This window comes from Burkholderia sp. L-4 (assembly GCF_056856535.1).
The window spans coordinates 1,004,837-1,025,368 of record NZ_JBXEOX010000003.1; the positions used below are offsets into that span (position 1 = coordinate 1,004,837).

The 20,532-nt window shown below is 65.1% G+C and carries 15 protein-coding genes; 5 read left to right on the forward strand and 10 right to left on the reverse strand.

Going from position 1 to position 20,532, the window contains the following annotated elements:
- Positions 1-17 precede the first annotated feature (17 nt).
- From AC1VVG_RS35005 to AC1VVG_RS35015, 3 genes are all read right to left on the reverse strand, one after another.
- Entirely contained in the window at positions 18-497 is a 480-nt protein-coding gene (locus tag AC1VVG_RS35005; RefSeq protein ID WP_124671307.1) for an RES family NAD+ phosphorylase, read from the reverse strand.
- Entirely contained in the window at positions 494-949 is a 456-nt protein-coding gene (parS, locus tag AC1VVG_RS35010) for a type II RES/Xre toxin-antitoxin system antitoxin (protein ID WP_031403156.1), read from the reverse strand. Before parS ends, AC1VVG_RS35005 begins: the two co-directional genes overlap by 4 nt.
- Positions 950-1,588: 639 nt before the next feature.
- A complete protein-coding gene (locus AC1VVG_RS35015) occupies positions 1,589-2,230 on the reverse strand; it encodes an HD domain-containing protein (protein ID WP_049035935.1) in 642 nt (213 codons plus the stop codon).
- 218 nt (positions 2,231-2,448) lie between these two features.
- On the opposite strand from AC1VVG_RS35015, the gene AC1VVG_RS35020 reads away from it, so the two are divergent.
- The 3 genes from AC1VVG_RS35020 to AC1VVG_RS35030 all read left to right on the forward strand — a co-directional run bounded on the left by AC1VVG_RS35020 (position 2,449) and on the right by AC1VVG_RS35030 (position 5,044).
- Positions 2,449-3,414, forward strand: a complete 966-nt coding sequence (locus tag AC1VVG_RS35020; protein WP_034191111.1) for a GlxA family transcriptional regulator — start codon at positions 2,449-2,451, stop codon at positions 3,412-3,414.
- A 316-nt stretch (positions 3,415-3,730) separates the two neighbouring features.
- A complete protein-coding gene (locus tag AC1VVG_RS35025; RefSeq protein ID WP_034191126.1) occupies positions 3,731-4,042 on the forward strand; it encodes a DUF4148 domain-containing protein in 312 nt (103 codons plus the stop codon).
- A gap of 288 nt (positions 4,043-4,330) precedes the next feature.
- On the forward strand, positions 4,331-5,044 hold the full coding sequence (locus AC1VVG_RS35030; RefSeq protein WP_034191110.1) for a dienelactone hydrolase family protein: 714 nt from the start codon (positions 4,331-4,333) through the stop codon (positions 5,042-5,044).
- Positions 5,045-5,177: 133 nt separating this feature from the next.
- On the opposite strand, the gene AC1VVG_RS35035 is transcribed toward AC1VVG_RS35030, so the two are convergent.
- From AC1VVG_RS35035 to AC1VVG_RS35050, 4 genes are all read right to left on the reverse strand, one after another.
- Positions 5,178-6,686 (reverse strand): efflux transporter outer membrane subunit, encoded by a 1,509-nt coding sequence (locus AC1VVG_RS35035; RefSeq protein WP_482837634.1) that lies wholly within the window; start codon positions 6,684-6,686, stop codon positions 5,178-5,180.
- Between the two features lie 2 nt (positions 6,687-6,688).
- A complete protein-coding gene (locus AC1VVG_RS35040) occupies positions 6,689-9,880 on the reverse strand; it encodes an efflux RND transporter permease subunit (RefSeq protein WP_175868201.1) in 3,192 nt (1,063 codons plus the stop codon).
- A 15-nt stretch (positions 9,881-9,895) separates the two neighbouring features.
- Positions 9,896-11,134, reverse strand: coding sequence for an efflux RND transporter periplasmic adaptor subunit (locus AC1VVG_RS35045; protein ID WP_482837635.1), 1,239 nt, complete (start codon positions 11,132-11,134; stop codon positions 9,896-9,898).
- A 229-nt stretch (positions 11,135-11,363) separates the two neighbouring features.
- A complete protein-coding gene (locus AC1VVG_RS35050; protein WP_034191715.1) occupies positions 11,364-12,245 on the reverse strand; it encodes a LysR family transcriptional regulator in 882 nt (293 codons plus the stop codon).
- Positions 12,246-12,844: 599 nt separating this feature from the next.
- Between AC1VVG_RS35050 and AC1VVG_RS35055 the strand changes: the two genes are divergently transcribed.
- The gene (locus AC1VVG_RS35055; protein ID WP_034191716.1) at positions 12,845-13,825 is read left to right on the forward strand and encodes an AraC family transcriptional regulator; all 981 of its coding nucleotides are present in this window, start codon (positions 12,845-12,847) and stop codon (positions 13,823-13,825) included.
- A gap of 263 nt (positions 13,826-14,088) precedes the next feature.
- Here the strand turns inward: AC1VVG_RS35055 and AC1VVG_RS35060 are convergent, their stop codons facing one another.
- Together AC1VVG_RS35060 and AC1VVG_RS35065 are read right to left on the reverse strand one after the other, a co-directional pair.
- Positions 14,089-15,039 (reverse strand): LysR family transcriptional regulator, encoded by a 951-nt coding sequence (locus AC1VVG_RS35060; RefSeq protein WP_034191717.1) that lies wholly within the window; start codon positions 15,037-15,039, stop codon positions 14,089-14,091.
- Positions 15,040-15,340: 301 nt separating this feature from the next.
- Entirely contained in the window at positions 15,341-16,639 is a 1,299-nt protein-coding gene (locus AC1VVG_RS35065; RefSeq protein WP_482837636.1) for an adenylosuccinate synthase, read from the reverse strand.
- A 140-nt stretch (positions 16,640-16,779) separates the two neighbouring features.
- On the opposite strand from AC1VVG_RS35065, the gene gcvA reads away from it, so the two are divergent.
- On the forward strand, positions 16,780-17,685 hold the full coding sequence (gene gcvA, locus AC1VVG_RS35070) for a transcriptional regulator GcvA (protein WP_034191719.1): 906 nt from the start codon (positions 16,780-16,782) through the stop codon (positions 17,683-17,685).
- A gap of 152 nt (positions 17,686-17,837) precedes the next feature.
- On the opposite strand, the gene AC1VVG_RS35075 is transcribed toward gcvA, so the two are convergent.
- Positions 17,838-18,152 carry a DUF4148 domain-containing protein gene (locus AC1VVG_RS35075; protein WP_124610123.1) on the reverse strand — a complete coding sequence of 105 codons (315 nt, stop codon included), beginning with the start codon at positions 18,150-18,152 and terminating at the stop codon, positions 17,838-17,840.
- Positions 18,153-20,532 lie beyond the last annotated feature (2,380 nt).

Consider the following 20,532-nt stretch of genomic DNA (forward strand, 5'->3'; position numbering starts at 1 on the left):
CTTTTCCTTCCCGTTCGTTATGCGCCCGACTTCGACTGGATCAGGCGCAGGATTCGCGTGTCGTACGGCGATTGCATGACTTCCGCGATGCGAATCTCGGATGCGGCCGGATGCAGCGGATTCAACAGGAAGTTGTGCGCGTGCGGCACGACGACGCTCGGCACGCGCAGCAGCGCGCTCGGCCGCGTATGCAGCCATTCGGTGCCGGCGCTGCGGGTCCAGTCGACGTTCGTTTGCCAGTCGTCCGGTGCGTCGCCTTCCGCGATTTCGGCGACATCCACCGAATCGGGCACGTCGATCCGCAGCAGCTGGTATCCGCTCGGCAATTGGGCAACGGTGGCGATTTCGAAATGAACGAGCGTCTCGAGCAGCGCGAGCGCCGGGTGTTCGGCGAGATAGACGACGGGCTGCCCGGCAAAATGCCAGCGCCCGCCGGCCCGCAACCCGCCGATGCCCTTCAGATCGGCGTAATTGCTGATCCGCCACAACGTCGTCAAGCGAAATACCCCTCGTCGATTTGCGTGAGGACTTCCTCGACGAGGCGAGCACCGTGCTCGGTGCTCGCCATGTCGAGCGACGTGCGGCCGCCGAAGCGCTGCAACCCGTTGCGCAACCACGCCATCGCCTTGTCCTGGTCGCCGAACGTGGCCGTCGCCTGCGCGACGATGCGCGCGAGGCGGATCGCCTTGTCGGATTCCTCCGGCGACAGACGTTCGTGCGCCTGGCGACGATGGCTCAGCGTGCGGCGCGGAATGATGAAGGCCAGTTCGTCCGATTTCAGCCCGCGCTCGGACAGCCGGTCGATCACCGATACGTCGACACGCGCGCTCGCGAGCTCGGCCAGATCGGCGCCCGAACGGACACGGATCGCCAGCAGCTGCTCGAGAATCGTGAATTCGGCCTGGCGCGGATGCGCGACGCCTGAAGGATGAAAAGCGATGGTGCTCATGACCTCTCTCCGGCAATTTGCCCAGCCATTATAGGCGTTTTGCCGGAAACTTGCGGGAGGACGAGCCACAGCTGCTGTCGTCGGCCGGTCGACGGGCTCGGCCAAGGATCCCCCTCCTGCCCCTGGCAGCAGCGTCTGAGGATGGAATCGAAGATTCGCTTCGATGAGGCGAAACCATTATTCAGTATATAAAGTCCGCTGAGATGTCTTACGGTTGTCACGTAACAACCCTTTTATTGAATTAAATCGCGCCGCTGAACCGGCATCTGCCATCCCGCAATGTACATTTGTCGACCGGAGCGCCCGGCCCGGCTACTCGCCGACCGCCATGACGAAACACGTACCGCGGCCCCCTCGCTCCGGATTCGCGCCCCGATCCCGCACTTCTCGCCATCGCTCATGAACATCCGGTGCGAGATCTCATCGCCGTACGGCCCCACTTGAAGCTGTCGTCGAACCATGTCGAGCCCATGCCGACGCAGCGGGTGTCGGATACGTCCTGAGTATGGACGCCATCAGAACGCCGGTCCCGGTGGAACATCCGGCAGGGCAACGCCCCTACTCACACAGGCAGCTACCCTGCCACCGGCACGCACGGTTCCGCCCGGTGCAGCGGAACGTGCGCGATACCCGATGCAATCAGCCGGCCCACGCCGACGACCGGATCACGCTGCAGAAATTGCCGGCGCGGAAATGCGGATCCTTGTCCGCGATCACATCGGCCTTCACGTTGCCGAACGTCGTGCCGGGCTTATGCTTGATCCCGTCGTAGAACGCCTGAATGATGTCTTCCTTGAAGTGCGGCGTACGCGGATGCGCGCGAACGACGGCCTCGCGCTCGACGTCGCTGTATTCCGGATACGTGAGGCCCAGCACGTCCATCTCGACGCCCGCGGTGACGAGCGCGATCACCGGATGCATGTGCTGCGGAATACCGGGCGTGGTGTGCAGCGCGATCGAAGTCCACACAACGTCGATATCCTGCTGCGAGATGCCCTTGCCCTTCAGGAAATCGCGGGCGGCATTGGCGCCGTCCACTTCGAAGCGCTCGCATGCGCTGCTGTGCTGGTGCGTAAGCCCCATGTCATGAAACATGCAGCCGCAGTAGAGCAGCTCGGGATCGTACTCGAGCCCGCGGCGCCGGCCCGCCAGCGCCGCGAAATAGTAAACGCGGCTCGAATGATGGAACAGCAGCGGCGACGCGGTATCGCGAACGAGTTCGGTGATCTCGCGCGTCAATTGGCTATCGGGGATGGCGATGCCTGCAACGTTCTCAGTCATGATTGACCTCCATTGAAAACACTCCCGATTTTCCAAAGCCCGATAGCTGTCTTCAATAGACGTGTTACGTCAAATCCTGCCATTTCGCGCGATGGACGGACGTGATGCCCGCGTGACCGAAAAAACACCGAAAAAGGGCTCCGCCGCCTCGCTCGATGCGCCACCGGCCCCTCTATACTGCTGCGCATCACCTTAGATACAGCACGCATCCGATCACCATGCCGAAGGTCGTGGGAATTTTCGCCGTCCCGGGCGTTCAACTGCTCGATGTCTCCGCACCGCTCGACGTGTTCGCACAGGCGAATGCCGAATGCGGGAGGCCGTTCTATGCATTGCGGATCATCGCGAGCGAATCCGGTCCGATCCGCAGTTCGTCCGGTGCGCAACTGCTGCCCGACTGGATCGTTCCCGACATCCCGGAGCGCATCGACACGCTGCTGGTCGCGGGCGCGCCGAGCGCGGGCCGCGTCACGCTGCGCACCGATGTCCTCGCGTGGCTGCGATCGGCGGCCGTGCAGAGCAAGCGCTACGGCTCGATCTGCACCGGCGCGTTCATCCTCGCCGCCACCGGCCTGCTGAAAGGCCGCCGCCTGACCACGCACTGGGCCGCCGCCGACGCACTGACAGAAGCCTATCCGTCGCTCGCCGTCGATGCCGATGCGCTGTACGTGCGCGACGGCAAGCTGCGCACGGGCGCCGGCGTCACGGCCGGGCTCGATCTCGCGCTCGCGCTGGTCGAGGAAGATCTCGGCCGCGAGATCGCACGGCGCGTCGCCGCGCAACTGGTGATGTTCTTCAAGCGCCCTGGCGGGCAGCTCCAGTTCAGCCGCAAGGGCGAAGCGCGCCCCACCGGGCGCTCGGTGCTGCAGGAGGTACAACGCTGGATCGCGGCGAATCCGGAACTCGCGCATTCGGTAGCCGACCTGGCGAAGCATGCGGGCATGAGCCCCCGCCACTTCGCGCGGCTGTTTCGCGCCGAGGTGGGCATGACGCCGGCCGCGTGGGTCGAGGCAACCCGCATCTCGGCGGCCCGCCAGTTGCTCGAGAACGGCCACGACACGCCGAAGCAGGTCGCCGCGAAATGCGGCTTCGCGAATGTCGACACGCTCAGGCGGTCGTTCACCCGCCACGTCGGGATTACGCCGGCCGAGTACCGGAAACGGCAGGCGGTTCCTGTGGAGTGATAGGACAACGCATCGACGATGGCGACTGCACCGGTCAACTATTTCGGAATGCGATGTAATTGAGCGTCACGCGGCAACGGGCGGTTTGACGGTATCGAGCCCTGTCGGGCCGAATCCGGAGCGCTCATCGGCGTATGCCCGCGGCCCGTCACGCCCGCAATCATCGGATGAAACCGCCACTCACGCCGATCGTTTACCCAGTTGCAATAATGAATCACTGGAACGCGTATTTCCGACCGGTAACGCGATCGCTACGATGCAATCAACCGCTGAACGCAACGAGCGAAGCGAGAAATCCATGAAACCGGAGGTCACCATGAAGTCGTTCATCACCGCTGTCGTCGCCGCAACCGCCCTGTCCGCCTCGTACGGCGCATTCGCACAATCGAACCCGTCGGGCCAGCTGACGCGCGCCCAGGTCCGTGCGGAACTCGTGCAGCTCGAACAGGCCGGCTACAAGCCCGAAGTCTCCGATCAGTATTACCCGCGCGCGCTGCAAACCGCCCAGGCGCGTGTGACGAACGCCGATGAAGCCGGTTACGGCGCCCAAGCCGCCGCCGGCGTGCGTGCCGGCCGCGCAATCGCGGTCAAGCAGGAAGGCCGCGACTCGGTCTATTTCGGCCAGTAAGCCGATCCCGCGCGCGTATCCCGGTACGCGCGCGGTACCCGCAACACCCCGCGCCCGTTCATCGGGGCGGGGTGTTTGCTTTTCGGCCCCCCGCTCCGGACACCGATCACGTGCGGCACAGCACCGTTCACGCAGCCAGTGGATGTTTGCGCATAGAATGGCCGCGTGGTCGGCGCCGGCCGACTCGAACGCGAGCGGCACCACGACGCCCGGCATGCCCGATCGTCGCCGCGCCCGCTGGCCGGCCCGATGCCGCGCTCAACGCATTTTTCGAAAAGGAGCGGTTTCATGTCACAAACATCCGGTTCCATGATCACGTTTCGCCGCCCGGACGGCCAGGAACTGCAGGGCTATCTCGCGACGCCCGCAAAGACCGAAGGCGCGCCTGCCGTCGTCGTCATCCAGGAATGGTGGGGGCTGAACGACCAGATCCGCGGCGTCGCGGACCGCCTTGCGCGCTGCGGTTACTTCGCGCTGGTACCCGATCTGTATCGCGGCAAGTCGACGGTCGAGGAAGAAGAAGCGCACCACCTGATGACCGGCCTCGATTTCGGCGATGCCGCGTCGCAGGACATTCCCGGCGCCGTCACGTATCTGAAGACGCTGGCCTCGCGGGTCGCGATCACGGGCTACTGCATGGGCGGCGCCCTCACGCTGCTGTCGCTGCAACACGCCGATGCGGATGCGGGCGTGACGTGGTACGGCTTCCCGCCGCTCGACTACATCGATCCGGCGAAGCTCAAGGTGCCGCTGATGGGCCACTGGAGCACGCAGGACGCATTCTTCACAATCGACCAGGTCGACGCATTGGAAAAGAAGCTGACCGATGCGAAGGTCGGCTTCGAGTTCCATCGCTATCTCGCGCACCACGGGTTCGCGAACGAAACGGCCGTGGGCCCGGGCCGCATCTCCAGCACGCAGTTCGATCCGGTGTGGTCGCAAATGGCCTGGGATCGCACGCTGACCTTCTTCGGCCGTACGCTTTGGACGACACAGGCGTAACGTAACGCGACGCCCTTCGCGGGCGGCCGTGCAAATGAAAAGGCCACGGACGCAAATCCGTGGCGTTTTCGTTTCCGCATACCGCCGGTTCGAAACGACAGGCGCGGCTGCCCGCCCCTGCGCTTCGTTGCGCTTACCCGTTCGTCGCAGCCGCCTTGTCGTAATCGACCGGCGCATCCGGCGCGCGCGGCGTTTCGCCGGCCCGCTGGATCCACCCGCCGCCCAGCGCGCGGTACAGGTCGACCAGGTTCGTCCAGCGCGCCAGACGTGCGCTGATCAGCGTCTGCTGGGCCGAGTACAGGTCCGTCTGCGCGGTCAGCACCGACAGGTAGCTGTCGACGCCGTTCTTGTAACGCAGGTCCGACAGGTCGAAGCGACGCTGCTGCGCGTGCTCGTTGCGCTCCAGCGCGGCGATCTGCTGGTCGTACGTGCCGCGTGCAGCCAGGCCGTCCGCCACTTCGCGGAATGCCGACTGGATCGCCTTCTCGTAGTTCGCGATCTCGATGCGCTTCTGCACGTTCGCCAGGTTCAGGTTCGCGATGTTCTGCCCGCCTTCGAAGATCGGCATCGTGATCTGCGGCGCGAACGACCACGCCGCCGTGCCGGCCTTGAACAGGCCGCCGAGCGTCGGGCTGCCGGTGCCGAATGCGCCCGTCAGCGAGATGCGCGGGAAGAACGCCGCACGTGCCGCGCCGATGTTCGCGTTCGCGGCCAGCAGCGTCTGCTCGGCCTGCATCACGTCCGGACGACGCGTCAGCAGATCCGACGGCAGCCCGGCCGGCACGTCCGTCAGCAGGTTCTGCGCGTCCAGCGGCATGCCCGCCGGCAGGTCGTCCGGCAGCGGTTCGCCGATCAGCAGCACCAGTGCGTTCAGCGCCTGCGCACGCGCACGCGCCTGCGCCTGCTGGTTCGCGAGCGCCGTCTCGACCACCGTCTGCGCCTGACGCAGCTCGAGCTCGGAGCCCGTGCCGTTGTCGAACTGCAGCTTCGTCAGGTCGTACTGCGCCTGCGCGGACTTCAGCGTGTTCTCCGTGACCTTCAGCAGGTCGTCGGTCGACAGCAGCGTCAGGTACTGGTCGGCCACGGAAGACACCAGCGAGATTTCCGAAGCCTGCCGCGCGTACGACGTCGACAGGTACTGCGCGAGCGCCTGATCCTTCAGGCTCTGCACGCGGCCGAACAGGTCGAGCTCCCACGACGCCGACAGCCCGACGTTGTAGGTCGTCGTGATGTTCCGGCCCGGCACCGCCGTCAGCGAATTCGGCAAACGCTGACGATTGCCGGTACCCGTACCGTCGAGCGTCGGGAACAGGCCCGCGCGCGTGATCTGGTACTGCGCGCGCGCCGCCTCGATGTTCAGCACCGACACGCGCAGGTCGCGGTTGTTCTTCAGCGCGATCTCGATCAGCCGCTGCAGGCGCGGATCGACGAAGAATTCGCGCCAGCCGATGGCCGTCGCCGCCTGGCCGTTCGCGCTGCGCGCGCCGGCCGCACCCGGCTGCGTCGCGTAGACGCCGCCGGCCGGGTACGCCTGCGCGACGGGCGCATCGGGCCGCTTGTAATGCGGCGCCATCGTGCAGCCCGTGGCGAACAGCGCGGCGGCCAGTGCCGCCATCGTTGCAGTCAAAGCATGTTTTTGCATCGTTACCGCCCCTTCGAATCGTGTGCGTCGTCGTGACCGCGCTGCAGGTCGCCCTGCACGAGACGCCATGCATCGTCGACGTTTTCCGTCTCGCCGCTGAAGATCGCGCGAACCCGCACGAAGAACATCGGGATCATGAAGATCGCGAGGAACGTCGCCGTGATCATCCCGCCGATCACGCCCGTACCGATCGCATGCTGGCTGGCCGAGCCTGCGCCGTTGCTGATCGCGAGCGGCAGCACGCCGAGCATGAAGGCGAGCGACGTCATCAGGATCGGGCGCAGTCGCAGGCGCGCCGCCTCGATCGCCGCCCGCACCGGCCCCATGTTTCCGGTCGCCTGCAACTCACGCGCGAACTCGACGATCAGGATCGCGTTCTTCGCGGACAAGCCCACGGTGGTCAGCAGGCCGACCTGGAAGAACACGTCGTTCTCGAGGCCGCGCAGCATCGTCGCGAGCAGCGCGCCGACCACGCCGAGCGGCACCACCATGATCACCGAGAACGGGATCGACCAGCTTTCATACAGTGCCGCGAGACACAGGAACACGACGAGGATCGAGATCGCGTACAGGATCGGCGCCTGCGAGCCGGACTGGATTTCCTGGAACGACAGGCCGGTCCACGAATAGCCGATGCCTTCCGGCAGCTTGCTCGCGAGCGCCTCCATCGCGGCCATCGCCTGGCCGGTCGACTTGCCCTCCGCAGCCTGCCCCTGGATCTCGATCGACGACACGCCGTTGTAGCGTTCGAGCTTCGGCGAACCGTAGATCCAGTGGCCGCTCGAGAACGCGCTGAACGGCACCATCCCGCCCGAACTGTTGCGCACGTACCAGATGTTCATGTCCTCCGGCGTCATCCGGAACGGCGCATCCGACTGCACGTAGACCTTCTTGATCCGGCCATCGGTATCGAGGAAGTTGTTCACGTACTGCGACGCCCACGCGATCGAGAACGTCTGGTCGATCGCAGCGGCCGTGACGCCGAGTGCATTCGCCTTCTCGCGGTCGATGTCGACCTTGTACTGCGGCGTGTCGTTCAGGCCGTTCGGGCGCACGAGCGCGAGCGCGGGATCCTTCGCGGCCATCCCGAGCAACTGGCCGCGCGCGGCCATCAGCGCTTCGTGGCCGAGACCGGCGTTGTCCGTCAGCTCGAAGTCGAAGCCGGCGGCCGTGCCGAGTTCGGGAATCGACGGCGGGTTGAACGGAATCACCATCGCGTCCTTGTAGGTCGAATAGTGCGCAAAGGTGCGGCCGATCAGCGCCTGGACCTTCTGGTTCGAACGCTGGCGCTGCTCGTACGGTTTCAGCTTCACGAACACGAGGCCCGCGTTCTGGCCGCGGCCCGCGAAGCTGAAGCCGTTGACCGTGAACACCGAGTCGACCACGTCCTTCTCCGCGGTCGTCAGGTACGTATTGATGTTGTCGAGCGTCTTGCCGGTCGTCTCCTGCGTGGAGCCGGACGGCGTCTGCACGATCATGAACATGTAGCCCTGGTCTTCATCGGGCAGGAAGGATTTCGGCAGGCGCGTAAACATCACGCCGACCGCGATGAACACGGCCAGGTAGATCACGAGCCAGCGGCCCGAGCGCCGGATCACGTGATTCACGCCGCCCGTGTAGCGATCGCGGCTGCGATCGAAGGTCCGGTTGAACCAGCCGAAGAAGCCCTTCTTCTCTTCGTGATGCCCTTGCGGAACCGGCTTCAGGATCGTCGCGCACAGTGCCGGCGTCAGGATCAGCGCGACAAGCACCGACAGCACCATCGCCGACACGATCGTCAGCGAGAACTGGCGATAGATCGCACCGACCGAGCCGCCCGAGAACGCCACCGGCACGAACACCGCCGACAGCACGAGCGCCACGCCGACCAGCGCGCCGGTGATCTGGCCCATCGCCTTGCGGGTCGCCTCCTTCGGCGACAAGCCCTCTTCCGCCATCACGCGCTCGACGTTCTCGACCACCACGATCGCATCGTCGACCAGCAGGCCGATGGCAAGCACCAGGCCGAACATCGACAGCGTGTTGATCGAGAAGCCAGCGACGCCCATGATCGCGAACGTGCCGAGCAGCACGACCGGCACCGCGATCGTCGGGATGATCGTCGCCCGCAGGTTCTGCAGGAACAGGTACATCACCAGGAACACGAGCACGATGCCCTCGATCAGCGTCTTGACCACTTCCTCGATCGACAGACGCACGAACGGCGTCGTGTCATACGGATAGTGGACGACCAGACCGTGCGGGAAGTACTTCGACAGCTCGTCGATCTTGGCCCGCAACGCAGTCGCGGTCGCCAGCGCATTCGCACCGGTCGCGAGCTGGATGCCGAGACCGGCCGTCGGCTGCCCCATGTATTTCGTGTCGAACGTGTAGTTCTCCGAACCCAGCGCCGCGCGGCCGACGTCCTTCAGTCGAACCTGCGAGCCGTCCTGGTTGACCTTCAGCAGGATGTTGCCGAACTGCTCGGGTGTGCGCAGCAGCGTCGATTCGGTGATCGTCGCCTGCAGCACCGTTCCCGGCTTCGCCGGCGTGCCGCCGATTTGGCCGCCCGCGATCTGCACGTTCTGCTGCGTGATCGCCGTCGATACGTCGATCGGCGTGAGGCCGTAGTTGGTCAGGCGGGTCGGGTCGAGCCAGATCCGCATCGAGAACTGCGAACCAAGCAGCAGTGTCTGGCCGACGCCGTTCACGCGGCTCAGCGGATCGAGCACGTGCGAGGCCACGTAGTTCGTCAGGTCCTCCTTCGACATCCTGCCGTCCTCGGAGTTGAACGCGAACCACATCAGCCAGTTGCTGCTCGACTTCGTGACCTGCATGCCGAGCTGCTGCACGACTTGCGGCAGGTTCGGCGTCGCGAGCGACAGCTTGTTCTGCACCTGCACCTGCGCGACGTCCGGATTCGTGCCCGGCGAGAAGGTCAGCGTGATCGTCGCATTGCCCGAGTCGTCACTCGTCGACGACATGTACAGGAAGTTGTCGAGACCGCTCATCTGCTGCTCGATCACCTGCGTCACCGTGTCTTCCACCGTCTTCGCGGATGCGCCCGGGTAGTTCGCCTGGATCTGGATCGTCGGCGGTGCGATCGTCGGATACTGCGCGATCGGCATCTTGAAGATCGATGCGACGCCGGCCAGCATCAGCACGATCGCGATCACCCACGCGAAGATCGGGCGATCGATAAAGAACTTGGCCATGAAACGGACTCCCTGTTATTGCGCGGCCGACGCGGCGGCCGAACTCGCAGCAGCATTGGCGGCGGTACTCGCCGGCGTGGCACCCGCCGCTACGGCGGACGCCGCATCCGGCGCCGGCGCGAGCTGCGCCTCGACGGTCTTCACGGTCGCACCCGGGCGCACCTTTTCGCCGCCCTGCACGATCACGTGATCTCCCGCCTGCAGACCGCCTTCGACGATCCAGTTCTGACCCTGCATGCTGGTCGTCTTCAGCGGACGCGATTCGACCTTGTTGCTGGCGTTCACCACCAGCGCGATCGCCTGCCCCTTCTGGTCGTGCGTGACGCCGATCTGCGGCACCAGGAACGCGTTCTCGTTCACGCCTTCCTCGATCCGCGCGCGCACGAACATCCCCGGCAGCAGCACGCGGCCCGGGTTCGGAAACACCGCGCGGATCGTCACCGAGCCGGTGGTCTGGTCGACCGTCACGTCCGAGAACTGCAGCTTGCCCGCTTCCGAATAGGTCTTGCCGTCTTCCAGGATCAGCGACACCTTCGCCGCGCCCGGGCCGCTCGTCTTCAGGCGCCCGCTCTGCACGTCCTGGCGCAGCTTCAGCCCTTCGAGGCTCGACTGCGTGAGGTCCACGTACACCGGATCGAGCTGCTGCACGGTCGACATCAGCGTCGCCTGGCTCGCCTGCACGTACGCGCCCGGCGTCACTTGCGAGATGCCGACGCGGCCCGTGATCGGCGACACGACATCCGTATAGCCGAGGTTGATCTGCGCGGTGTCGACCGCCGCCTTGCCGGCCGCGACGTCCGCCGCGGCCTGGCCCTGCGTGGCCACCGCGTTGTCGTAGTCCTGCTTGCTGACCGCGTTCGCGGCCACCAGCACCTTGTAGCGCGCGACCAGCGCGTTCTGCGTGACGAGGTTCGCCTGCGCCTTCGCGAGCGTCGCCTTCGCGCTGTTCAGCGCGGCGACGTACGGCGCCGGGTCGATCTTGTACAGACGCTGACCGGCCTTGACGTCGCTGCCTTCGGTGAATTCACGGCGCAGCACGATGCCGTCGACCCGCGCGCGCACCTGCGCGACGAGGAACGCGCTGGTGCGGCCCGGCAGGTCGGTGAAGACCGGTACGGCCCGCGGCTGGACGGTGACGACGCCGACTTCAGGTGTTTGCGGCGGCGGTGCCGATTCTTTTTTTCCGCAGGCAGCCAGGAAAACCGCGGCTGCCGCGACAGTGATCAAGCGGTATGGAACCCGTTCGACGCGCATGGAGCGACCTCTCACAAATAGACGACATTCAATGGGAATCACCAGATCTCCTCGCGGCCTGCATGCGCGGGCGGAATGCTCTCGCTTCCGTCCGACACGCATGCGGGCACGTGCTTCGGGTGTGCGGTGCACCCTGCGGAGCGTTCGTTTGCCGAACTGCTTCCGTAAAAAGGAACGGCGAGCCCGCGGCCCCGACGGGCACGCGTTGCCGCGGCGGCCAGCCGGGACGCTAGCGCGCGGGCCGGAACGCGGCGCCGGCGAATTCGATGAACGCGCGCGCGGCGGCCGACAGACGCGCGGCACGCACATGCGCGAGCTTCAGCGTGACGGGCGCGAGCGGGCGAACCGGTGCGATGCGCACCAGCGTGCCGGCCGCCAGATCGGCGTCGACGAGATACGCGGGCAGCACCGCCGCGCCCATGCCGGCCACGGCCAGCCGTCGTGCCATCTCGAGATGGCCGACGCCCGCATTGCCGGGTGCCGAGCCCGGTCGAATCGCGGCCGCAGGGTCGTCGTCGGCCGCCGGCGGTTCGAACCGGACGGTCGTGAGATCCGGCCAGCCGCCCGATGCCGCCGCGCCGCCCTGTGCGGCGACGTAACCCGGCGCCGCGACGCGCACGGATTCGTACGCGGCCAGCGTATGCAGCGCGTGCGCACCGGATACCGGCATACCGTCGATCAGGAATGCGACGTCGATGTCCTCGGCAGTCAGGTCGACGTACGCATCGGTCAGCGTCACGGTCGGCCGCACGTCCGGAAACAGGTGCACGAAACGATCGAGCAACGCGCTCAACTGGCTGAGCCCGAACGCGACCGGCGCGGCCACGCGCAACGCCCCTTCCGGCTTGCTGCCCATCGCGACGAAACGGCCGTCGATCTCGTCGATCGCGCCCAGAATCCGCTCGACGCGCGCGAGATACAGCTCGCCGATTTCCGTCAGCGACTGGTGGCTGGTGCTGCGTTGAAGCAGGCGCGCGCCGAGCCGCGTTTCGAGCGCATCGACCAACCGGCTCGCCATCGCCGTCGACACGCGCAGCCGCGTCGCCGCGCGGCGGAACCCGCCTTCCCTTGCCACCGTCACGAATGCCCGAATCGATTGAAGTTGGTCCATTTGTCCGGATTCCCCTGCGCGGACGGCTGCCGTTCCACCTGCACCCGCCGGCACGTCGCGTGCCGATCCGCATCGGCCCGGCCAATGCAGCGGCGCCGACGCCGGCCACGCCGGGCCGGTCGGCACGCTCGCGACGGGCGCGAGCCGGCATACAACGGGCGCAAGCCAGCCTCGGCCGGTCCGATGTACGATCATTCGATAGCAGTCCTGAGTCTTTTCCAGCGATTCGCGGCGGCAACACGTGCGGCAGCGGCCGCGGATCATGCGACGGTTTTGCCTGCGTCACACGAACGCACTGGAACACATTTCTTTCAGCAGGTGCAATGGTATGAAAACCACCGGGAAATAGCTTGCCCGATCCTGCGATTGTTTTGCCTTAATTTCCGAATTTGTGCGCTGCACACCTCGCAACGACGGGCGATGCGACCACCGACCATGCAGGTCCGGATGATCGGGCTAATTTCCGACAGGTTTGGGCAATCCGGCGCACGCAACTGGTCGTACGATGTGACCGCCGTGCCGGCGCCCCTGCCTGTTTCTCGACGGGGAATCGCCGCCGCGCACCTCGCCTCGCTCACTCCGCCATCCGCTCACGCAACATGGAAACCGACGCCCGAACGCCACCGCAACCGCGCCCCCTGCCCGATCACGACCCGCGGTCGCCGGCACGGCCGCACGCGGCCCGGCTCGCGGCGTTGATCGCCGCCTACGCGCCGCACGACGGGTCGTTCGACCTGCCGGTGCGCGGCATGCGCATCTCACGCGCATCCGGCGCGCCGGCGCAGTGGAACCACGGCGTGCACCACGCGTGCATGAGCATCGTCGGGCAAGGCGCGAAGTCGATGCGGGTCGGCGACGACACCTACACGATCGACGAAGCGCGGATGCTGGTCGCGACGGCCGACGTGCCCGTCACCGGCCGCGTGACGCGCGCAACGCCCGCCGAGCCGTTCCTTTACGCGCAGCTCGAACTCGATCCGGCGCGCATCGCCGCGCTCACGCCACGCGTGTTCCCGCGCGGGTTGCCGAAAACCGTCGACTGCGGCGCGCTCGACACGCACGACGCGACGCCGGAAATCGTCGACGCCGTCGCGCGGCTGATGCAGTTGATGGCGCAACCGGTCGAGCTCGACCTGCTCGCGCCGCTGATCGTCGACGAAATCCTCATTCGGCTGCTGCGTGGTCCGTCGGGTGCACGCGTCGCGCAGGTTGGCGAGGCCGGTTCGACGGCGCAGCGCATTTCGCGCGCGGTCGCGTGGATTCGCGACCACTACCGCGATCCGATGACGGTCGACTCGCTCGCGCGGCAAGTCGACATGAGCCCGTCGACTTTTCATCACCACTTCCGTGCGGTCACGTCGATGAGCCCGTTGCAATGCCAGAAGGTGCTGCGACTGCAGGAGGCGCGCCGCCTGATGTGCCTGTCGGCGATGGATGCGCGGCAAGCGTGCCGCAGCGTGGGCTACGTCAGCGCGTCGCAGTTCAGCCGCGAATACGCGCGGCTGTTCGGCGACGCGCCGGGCCGCGACGTCGCGAGGCTGCGAGGTGAAGCGGTGCCGCTGTCGCGCGTCGCGCCATAAGCCGCTTCACGCGGGCCGTATGCGCGTGCGTGCCCCGCCCTTCTTCCCGCTCTCATTCGCCCGTTCGGCCAGCACGGCTTCGTCGATGCAGCGGGCGAAGTATTCGACCGACGACATGGGCACCACGCTGTCGCGAAACAAAAGATACAGGTGGCGCGCCGGGTGTGCGCCAGTAGCCAGCGCCGCCAGAAAATATAGGAATACGTATTATTTAAGCTAGTAAGGATCGGTATGCGGCGCTCGCGCACCGCACCATGCCTGAATCAGGAATTGCGTGACGCGCAGGACGCGGTCACCGCAGCCTCGTCGGCGGCCAGCAACTCGGGCACGCATTCGCGCAGGAAATCGACGAACGTGCGGATCTTCGCGTCGAGATACTGACGCGACGCGTACAGCGTATAGACCGTCAGCTTCTGCAACCGGTATTCGGGCAGCACGCGCACCAGCGCACCGCTCGCGAGCCCGGGCAGGGCGGCCGGGATCGGCAGCGAGCCGATCCCGAGGCCGGCACGCAGCGCGGCGCCAAGCGCTTCGGCGATGTTTACCTGGAAATCCGGCAACGGCAGCTCGAACGTTTCACGACCATTGGGGCCGTCGAGATGCCAGCGGTCGCGCGGAAAGAGCGACGTGACGATCTGCAGGCACGCATGACCTTCGAGGTCGCTCACCGTGTGCGGCGTACCCCGCGCCTTCAGGTACGCGGGTGACGCGCACAGCACGCTGCCCACGTCACCGAGCCGCTGCGACACGAGCCCGGAATCGGGCAGCTCGGTCGTGCTCAACTGCAGCGATACGTCGTAGCCTTCGTCGATGATGTCGGGCACGTGCTGCGACAGCGTCAGCTCGACCGCGACCGACGGATAACGCTCACGGTAGCGCACGACCGCGGGCACCACGTAGGACTGGCCGAAACTCGTCGTCGCGTGAACGTGCAACCGCCCCGACGGTTTCGCCTGTGCGTCGGCCGCCTCGGCTTCCGCTTCGTCGATATAGCCGAGGATCCGCTGGCAGCGGTCGAGATAGCGCTGCCCGGCGTCGGTCAGCGCAATGCGGCGCGTGCTGCGGTTGAGCAGGCGCGTGCGCAGATGCGTTTCGAGTTGTGCGACCGAACGCGATGCGTAGGCCGTCGTGATGTCCAGGCGATGGGCCGCGCTCGTGAAACTGCCCTCCTCCGCAACCCGGACGAAAATGCGCATCATCTGTAACGTGTCCATCGACCTGTCCCCGGGATTGAGATCACGTCGCGCCGCCGTGCGGCCTGGGTGCCGGCGGCTCCGGCACAGGCCGGTCTGGCGCGAATTGTGCGGAACAGTACAGCAGCGCTGCAGGCGTGTCCAGTTCGCCGTACGCGGCGTAATCCGGATGCCGAATCGTGCCGTGGAATCGCTTGTCGCATGGCATCCGGGCCGCGCGTGCACGCACCCGAGCATCAACGGGCATTGGGCATCGGGCCGGCAAAAACGCCCCGCCGGCCGCGATGCCGCGGCGCAATTTACGCCCTCCCCGTTTCGCGCGTCACGCAGCGGCCGCCACGTCGAAAGGATTGCGCAACACGATCGTGTCGTCACGCTCCGCACCGGTCGTGATCATCGACACCGGTGCGCCCGCGACCGCTTCGACGCGCGCGATGAAATCCTGAGCGGCGCGCGGCAGCGCCGCGCGCTCGCGCACGCCCTTCACGGTGCCATGCCAGCCGTCGAATCTTTCGTATACAGGCTTCGCGCGCGCCTGCGCATCGAGACTCGCAGGCAGATGGTCGACACGCGCACCGTCGAGTTCGTAACCGACGCACAGCGCGATGGACTCGAAGCCGTCGAGCACGTCGAGCTTCGTGATTGCGAGCGAATCGATGCCCGAGATCCTGACGGCCTGACGCAGTTGTGCGGCATCGAGCCAGCCGCAGCGTCGCGGCCGGCCGGTATTGACGCCGAATTCCTGCCCGCGCGCGCGCAGCGCTTCGCCGGTGACGTCGTTCAGCTCCGTGAGGAACGGGCCGCCGCCGACACGCGTCGCATACGCCTTGGTCACGCCCAGCACATGGCCGAGCTTCGACGCGCCCAGGCCGGTGCCGGCCGCGGCGGCCGACGCCACGGTGCCCGACGACGTCACGAACGGGTACGTGCCCCAGTCGATATCCAGCATCACGGCCTGCGAACCCTCGAACAGGATGCGCTCGCCGCGATCGGTCGCGTCGTTCAGATCGGCCCAGACGGGGCGCACGAACGGCAGGATCTTCGGCGCGAGGCCGACCAGCGTCGCCAGCATCGCGTCGCGGTCGTATTCGTCGAGCCCCAGGCCCCGGAACCACGCGTTGTGATGATCGACGAGCACGTCGAGCTTGGCGGCAAGCCGGCCAGGCTCCGCGAGATCGCCGACGCGCAGACCGCGGCGCCCGACCTTGTCCTCGTAGGCCGGCCCGATCCCGCGCAGCGTGGTGCCGATTGGTTCGCGGCGCTGGCGCTCCTGCGCCTGGTCGATTGCGCGGTGAATCGGCAACACCAGCGTCGCGTTCTCGGCGATCGACAGATTGTCCGGCGTCACCGACAGCCCGAGCCCGGCCATCCGCCCGATTTCCGCGAGCAGCGCTTCCGGATCGAGCGCGACGCCGTTGCCGATCACGCCGCGCTTGCCGCGCACGATGCCGCTCGGCAGCAGCGCGAGCTTGTACGTCTTGTCGCCGACGACCAGCGTATGGCCCGCGTTGTGGCCGCCGTTGTAGCGCGCAACGAGATCGGCCTGGGCCGCCAGCCAGTCCACGACGCGCCCCTTGCCCTCGTCGCCCCATTGGGCGCCTACCACCATCACGTTCGGCATGCTCCGCACTCCATGTGAGAAATTCAGACACTCGTTCGGCCGTGCCGGCCGTTTGTGTGCCATATTGGCGGAGCTGGATTGCCCGATCAAACGATTAAACCTGAACCTTCGTGTGAGTAAAAATCACGCGAAACGAAGCAATGGCCCGACGACTTCCCCCGTTGAATTCGCTGCGCGCGTTCGAAGCCGCCGCGCGGCTCGGCAGTTTCACGCTGGCCGCCGACGAGCTGTGCGTGACGCACGGCGCGATCAGCCGGCACGTGCAGCAACTGGAGGCGTGGCTCGGGCGACCGCTGTTCGAACGCCACAACCGGCGCGTCGAGCTGACCGACGCCGGCCGTGCGTATCTCGCCGAGGTCGGCGCATCGTTCGACCGGATCGCGCTCGCCACCGCACAACACTTCGGTCACGCGCAGCAGCGCGTGCTGCGCGTCAGCGCGCCCGCGACGTTTTCGCTACGCTGGCTCGTGCCGAAGCTGTCATCGTTCCAGGTCGCCCATCCGGCCATCGAGGTGCGGTTGTCGACGTCGAACGAGCCGATCGAGAAATTGCGCGACAAGGTCGACCTGATCGTTCGCGGCGGCCCGCAAGCCATCGACGGTTACGTTGCCGAGGAATTCCTGTCGGAAGTTCGGCTGCCGGTGTGTGCGCCGAAGCTGCTGGAGGGACGGCCGCTGGACACGCCGGCCGATCTCGCGGGCTTCACGCTGCTGCACGCGGCCACCTATCCCGGCATGTGGCCCGAGTGGCTCGCGGCGGCCGGGCATCCGAATCTTGCACCGCGGCACTCGCTCACGCTCGAGCATTTCTACCTGACGCTGCAAGGCGCGCTCGACGGGCTGGGCGTCGCCATGGGACCGATCGCGCTCGTCGCCGACGATATCGCCGAAGGGCGGCTCGTGCAGCCGTTCAGCGAACCGGCGCTGCCGCCGTGGCGCTACTTCACGTACGTCGCATCCGCGCGGGCAAACGACGATGCCGTGCGTGCATTCAAGGACTGGCTGAAAACGACGGGGAACGCGACCGCGCGGGACGGACGGCACTGACCGCGTCGAGGAGTCGGTCGTGCGTAACGAGAAAGGCAGGATTCCGAATCAAACAACGGAAATGCACGGAACGTGATTTCAGGCGTGCACCGCGTGATCGTGATGCACACGGCAAGGCGCGGCTCACACCGCGCCTTGCCGTCGGACGACGCTTACTGGCTTGCTGCAGCGCCGGCTTTCTTCTCCGCGTTCTGCAGGTTCTGCGGATAGTTCGGATCATTGGCCGCCGGCTTGTAACCGGCATCTTCGAGTTTCTTCAGCTCGGCGGTGTTCTTCGCACGAGCAGCCTTGCGCTCGGCCTTGCGTTTGGCCCTGGCCGCCTTGCGTGCTTCGCTCTTCGCTGCCTTCGCATCCTGTGCGGCAGGCGCGCTGGCGGCGTCGGTCTGTGCAAACGCGGGAGCTGCCGAGCCGAACAGGAAAGCGGCTGCGGTAGCAGCCAGCGCGAGTTTTCTGATCTGGATTTGCATCGCTGAACTCTCTTTTTTGATGACTATCACGGATTGAACAACCATCGAGATACCGCCCCTGTCCTGATCGGTTGTCATGTCGCGATCAGGACCTGTGCATCATAACCGTGTCGCGAAAAATGTGGCGTGAACGTGATGACGGAATCGGGATACATGTATGGGAGAAGATGGGGCTCCGCACAGGCGTCATGTGCCAGAGACCGCGACGCTTATCGCCCGGTTCGGGAACGGCGACGGATTGGGCACGCACGATAGGCCGCTGTTTCACAGGTGGTGATGTCGACATGCTCATCCATGATCCCCGCAGCAGCAGTCGATCTGTGCGCCACGTTGCCATTCGACGCGGCTCGAGCGACGGTTCCTCCCATAAACGGTCACGATTCGGTTCCTCCAGCGATCAAGACGATCGCGTCGAGTCGCCGCGCCGTGATGTTGGCGGTCACCTGTGGCTTGGGTGACCTGTCGAGGTGAAGGTCGTCATTGACGGGTACGTATGACGAAAAGCCGAACACTGTGTGGTGAAGACGTCGATCGGCGTCACTTCACGCATGCGTCGAGAAAGCGCAAGTGACTGTGCTTGCGGGTACATCACACCGTGAGCTTTGCCACAGTTTTTTTATTTGATCGCTCAGGTGGCCCGCCCGTTGAGCGGTATCGCGATCGACACGGTTTGCCGAACCCAGTGCGGTACCGAAAGGTGAGCCTTTCCGGGATCTGGAGATTCCGGAAGGTGAGCATGTCCGGGAGCCACTTGCGATTCGGCGACGGTGAGCTTCGTCATAGACCGGATCTTCACGTCGGCTCGGAACGATCTTGGGATCGGTCCTGGAGCCGGCGACCTGTGCGGAAAGTGTTCGCCATGACGATCGCTCGCGGTCGGTCGTGCGGCTTTTGGCGGCTTGCCAGAGCCATAGTGCGACGGCTCGGTTGGTCCAAAGGTAGAAAATCGGGAGGCCGCCGCGTGGACACGCAGTCCGGGACGATTGCCTCTGCGCACAGTCCACGGGCTGAATTTGTTCGAAACATGCCGGTTGGCGACCGGTAAAAAGTTGTCCACGGACGCGGGATCACGAGGACAAAAATCCACTCGCCCGCAATCCACGATGATTTCGAACTGCTGCCGGCGATTCCGAAGACAGCCACCGCGGTGGCCACGAACCTGCTCTGTCGGCCAAACGCAAGTGCGCGGGTAATCAGGAAGTGGATTCGTCGATCCCATAAACGGGAACCTGTACGCCGAATCGGGGGATTTCCTCGTGGTTTCCTCCCATAGGTTTCTACGTTTCGGCGTTTGTGAGTAGGCACTCACCTCTCCGGAAAGCCTTGTCGGGCCTGAAACCCTCGCAGGACAGGATCCCAATCTCAGGTTCTGCACGGCTGGATCAGTCGTTCCGCGCGTTTTCCGTACCACAGACGGCTACCGTAGGTAGCGGTTTATGGGGTTCGTCTTTCTGTGGGAGCACACGTGTGTTTACATCTTTTGTAAACCACGTTTACTTCTTTAACTACTTTTAGACGGCTCACAGCCTTGTGCCACAAGGGTTTGAGCGGTGTTCGGCACCCATTTATGGGAGCACAGGTGGAAGGGTCTGGGGTTTCAGGTCTGTGGATTTGGGGAATGGGGTACCGAGTTGTGGGGATTGGGGGTTGTGGATATGGGGCGAGCGTACCCGGTTATGGGAAATCGGTCGTAAATCGCGCTGGGTAGTCGTCTATGGGGATGCTTGAGGGTAGCCTTTTATGGGGCGTTTTTCTCGATCCATGAGTCCCTCAAGACACAGCGATTTTCTTTGGGTAGCCAGTTATGGGGTATCTCGAAGGTACCTTTTTATGGGAACCTGCTCGGGTCGATTGGCTGAAATTCACCGTGGTGTTCCGGAAACCTTTCCCATGGACTGGATCGTTGGAGCATAAAGGTTACCTGCTATGGGGGAAATGGCAGGTTGCCATTTATGGGAGCGATTTCCGCGGGCGGGATCGAAAACAATGAAATCGATGACGCTGAAAGGTACCCTCCTGTGGGAATCGATGAAGGTAGCAAGTTATGGGAGGAAAAACGTGCTGTGCTGCAGGGCACCACGAATTCCGCCGACGATCTCGATTGCGGTCGATTGTCTCCCATGGATGGTTACCTTAGTGGGGGCAAATCTCGTGCCGGGTTTCGGTGTCCGGACACGAAAGGTAGCGGCTTTTGGGAAGCATTTTTTTCCAAAGGTAGATGGATATGGGGCTCCTTGCAAACCAAATAATCGAAATTTCCCCTTTTTTATCTGATAGTTAGACGTGATAGTGAAAGTGATACTGGAGCAATGACGTTGCTCCCGGACGAGAAAAGGTATAAAGTCTGCTATCAACAAGGTCACCTTATCCGGACATCACG

Coding starts and splice junctions, on each gene's coding strand:
- AC1VVG_RS35050 (WP_034191715.1), bottom strand. CDS start 12,245: ATGGACCAACTTCAATCGATTCGGGCATTCGTGACGGTGGCAAGGGAA.
- AC1VVG_RS35040 (WP_175868201.1), bottom strand. CDS start 9,880: ATGGCCAAGTTCTTTATCGATCGCCCGATCTTCGCGTGGGTGATCGCG.
- AC1VVG_RS35065 (WP_482837636.1), bottom strand. CDS start 16,639: ATGCCGAACGTGATGGTGGTAGGCGCCCAATGGGGCGACGAGGGCAAG.
- AC1VVG_RS35060 (WP_034191717.1), bottom strand. CDS start 15,039: ATGGACACGTTACAGATGATGCGCATTTTCGTCCGGGTTGCGGAGGAG.
- AC1VVG_RS35055 (WP_034191716.1), top strand. CDS start 12,845: ATGGAAACCGACGCCCGAACGCCACCGCAACCGCGCCCCCTGCCCGAT.
- parS (WP_031403156.1), bottom strand. CDS start 949: ATGAGCACCATCGCTTTTCATCCTTCAGGCGTCGCGCATCCGCGCCAG.
- AC1VVG_RS35025 (WP_034191126.1), top strand. CDS start 3,731: ATGAAGTCGTTCATCACCGCTGTCGTCGCCGCAACCGCCCTGTCCGCC.
- AC1VVG_RS35020 (WP_034191111.1), top strand. CDS start 2,449: ATGCCGAAGGTCGTGGGAATTTTCGCCGTCCCGGGCGTTCAACTGCTC.
- AC1VVG_RS35030 (WP_034191110.1), top strand. CDS start 4,331: ATGTCACAAACATCCGGTTCCATGATCACGTTTCGCCGCCCGGACGGC.
- AC1VVG_RS35015 (WP_049035935.1), bottom strand. CDS start 2,230: ATGACTGAGAACGTTGCAGGCATCGCCATCCCCGATAGCCAATTGACG.
- AC1VVG_RS35035 (WP_482837634.1), bottom strand. CDS start 6,686: ATGCAAAAACATGCTTTGACTGCAACGATGGCGGCACTGGCCGCCGCG.
- AC1VVG_RS35045 (WP_482837635.1), bottom strand. CDS start 11,134: ATGCGCGTCGAACGGGTTCCATACCGCTTGATCACTGTCGCGGCAGCC.
- AC1VVG_RS35075 (WP_124610123.1), bottom strand. CDS start 18,152: ATGCAAATCCAGATCAGAAAACTCGCGCTGGCTGCTACCGCAGCCGCT.
- gcvA (WP_034191719.1), top strand. CDS start 16,780: ATGGCCCGACGACTTCCCCCGTTGAATTCGCTGCGCGCGTTCGAAGCC.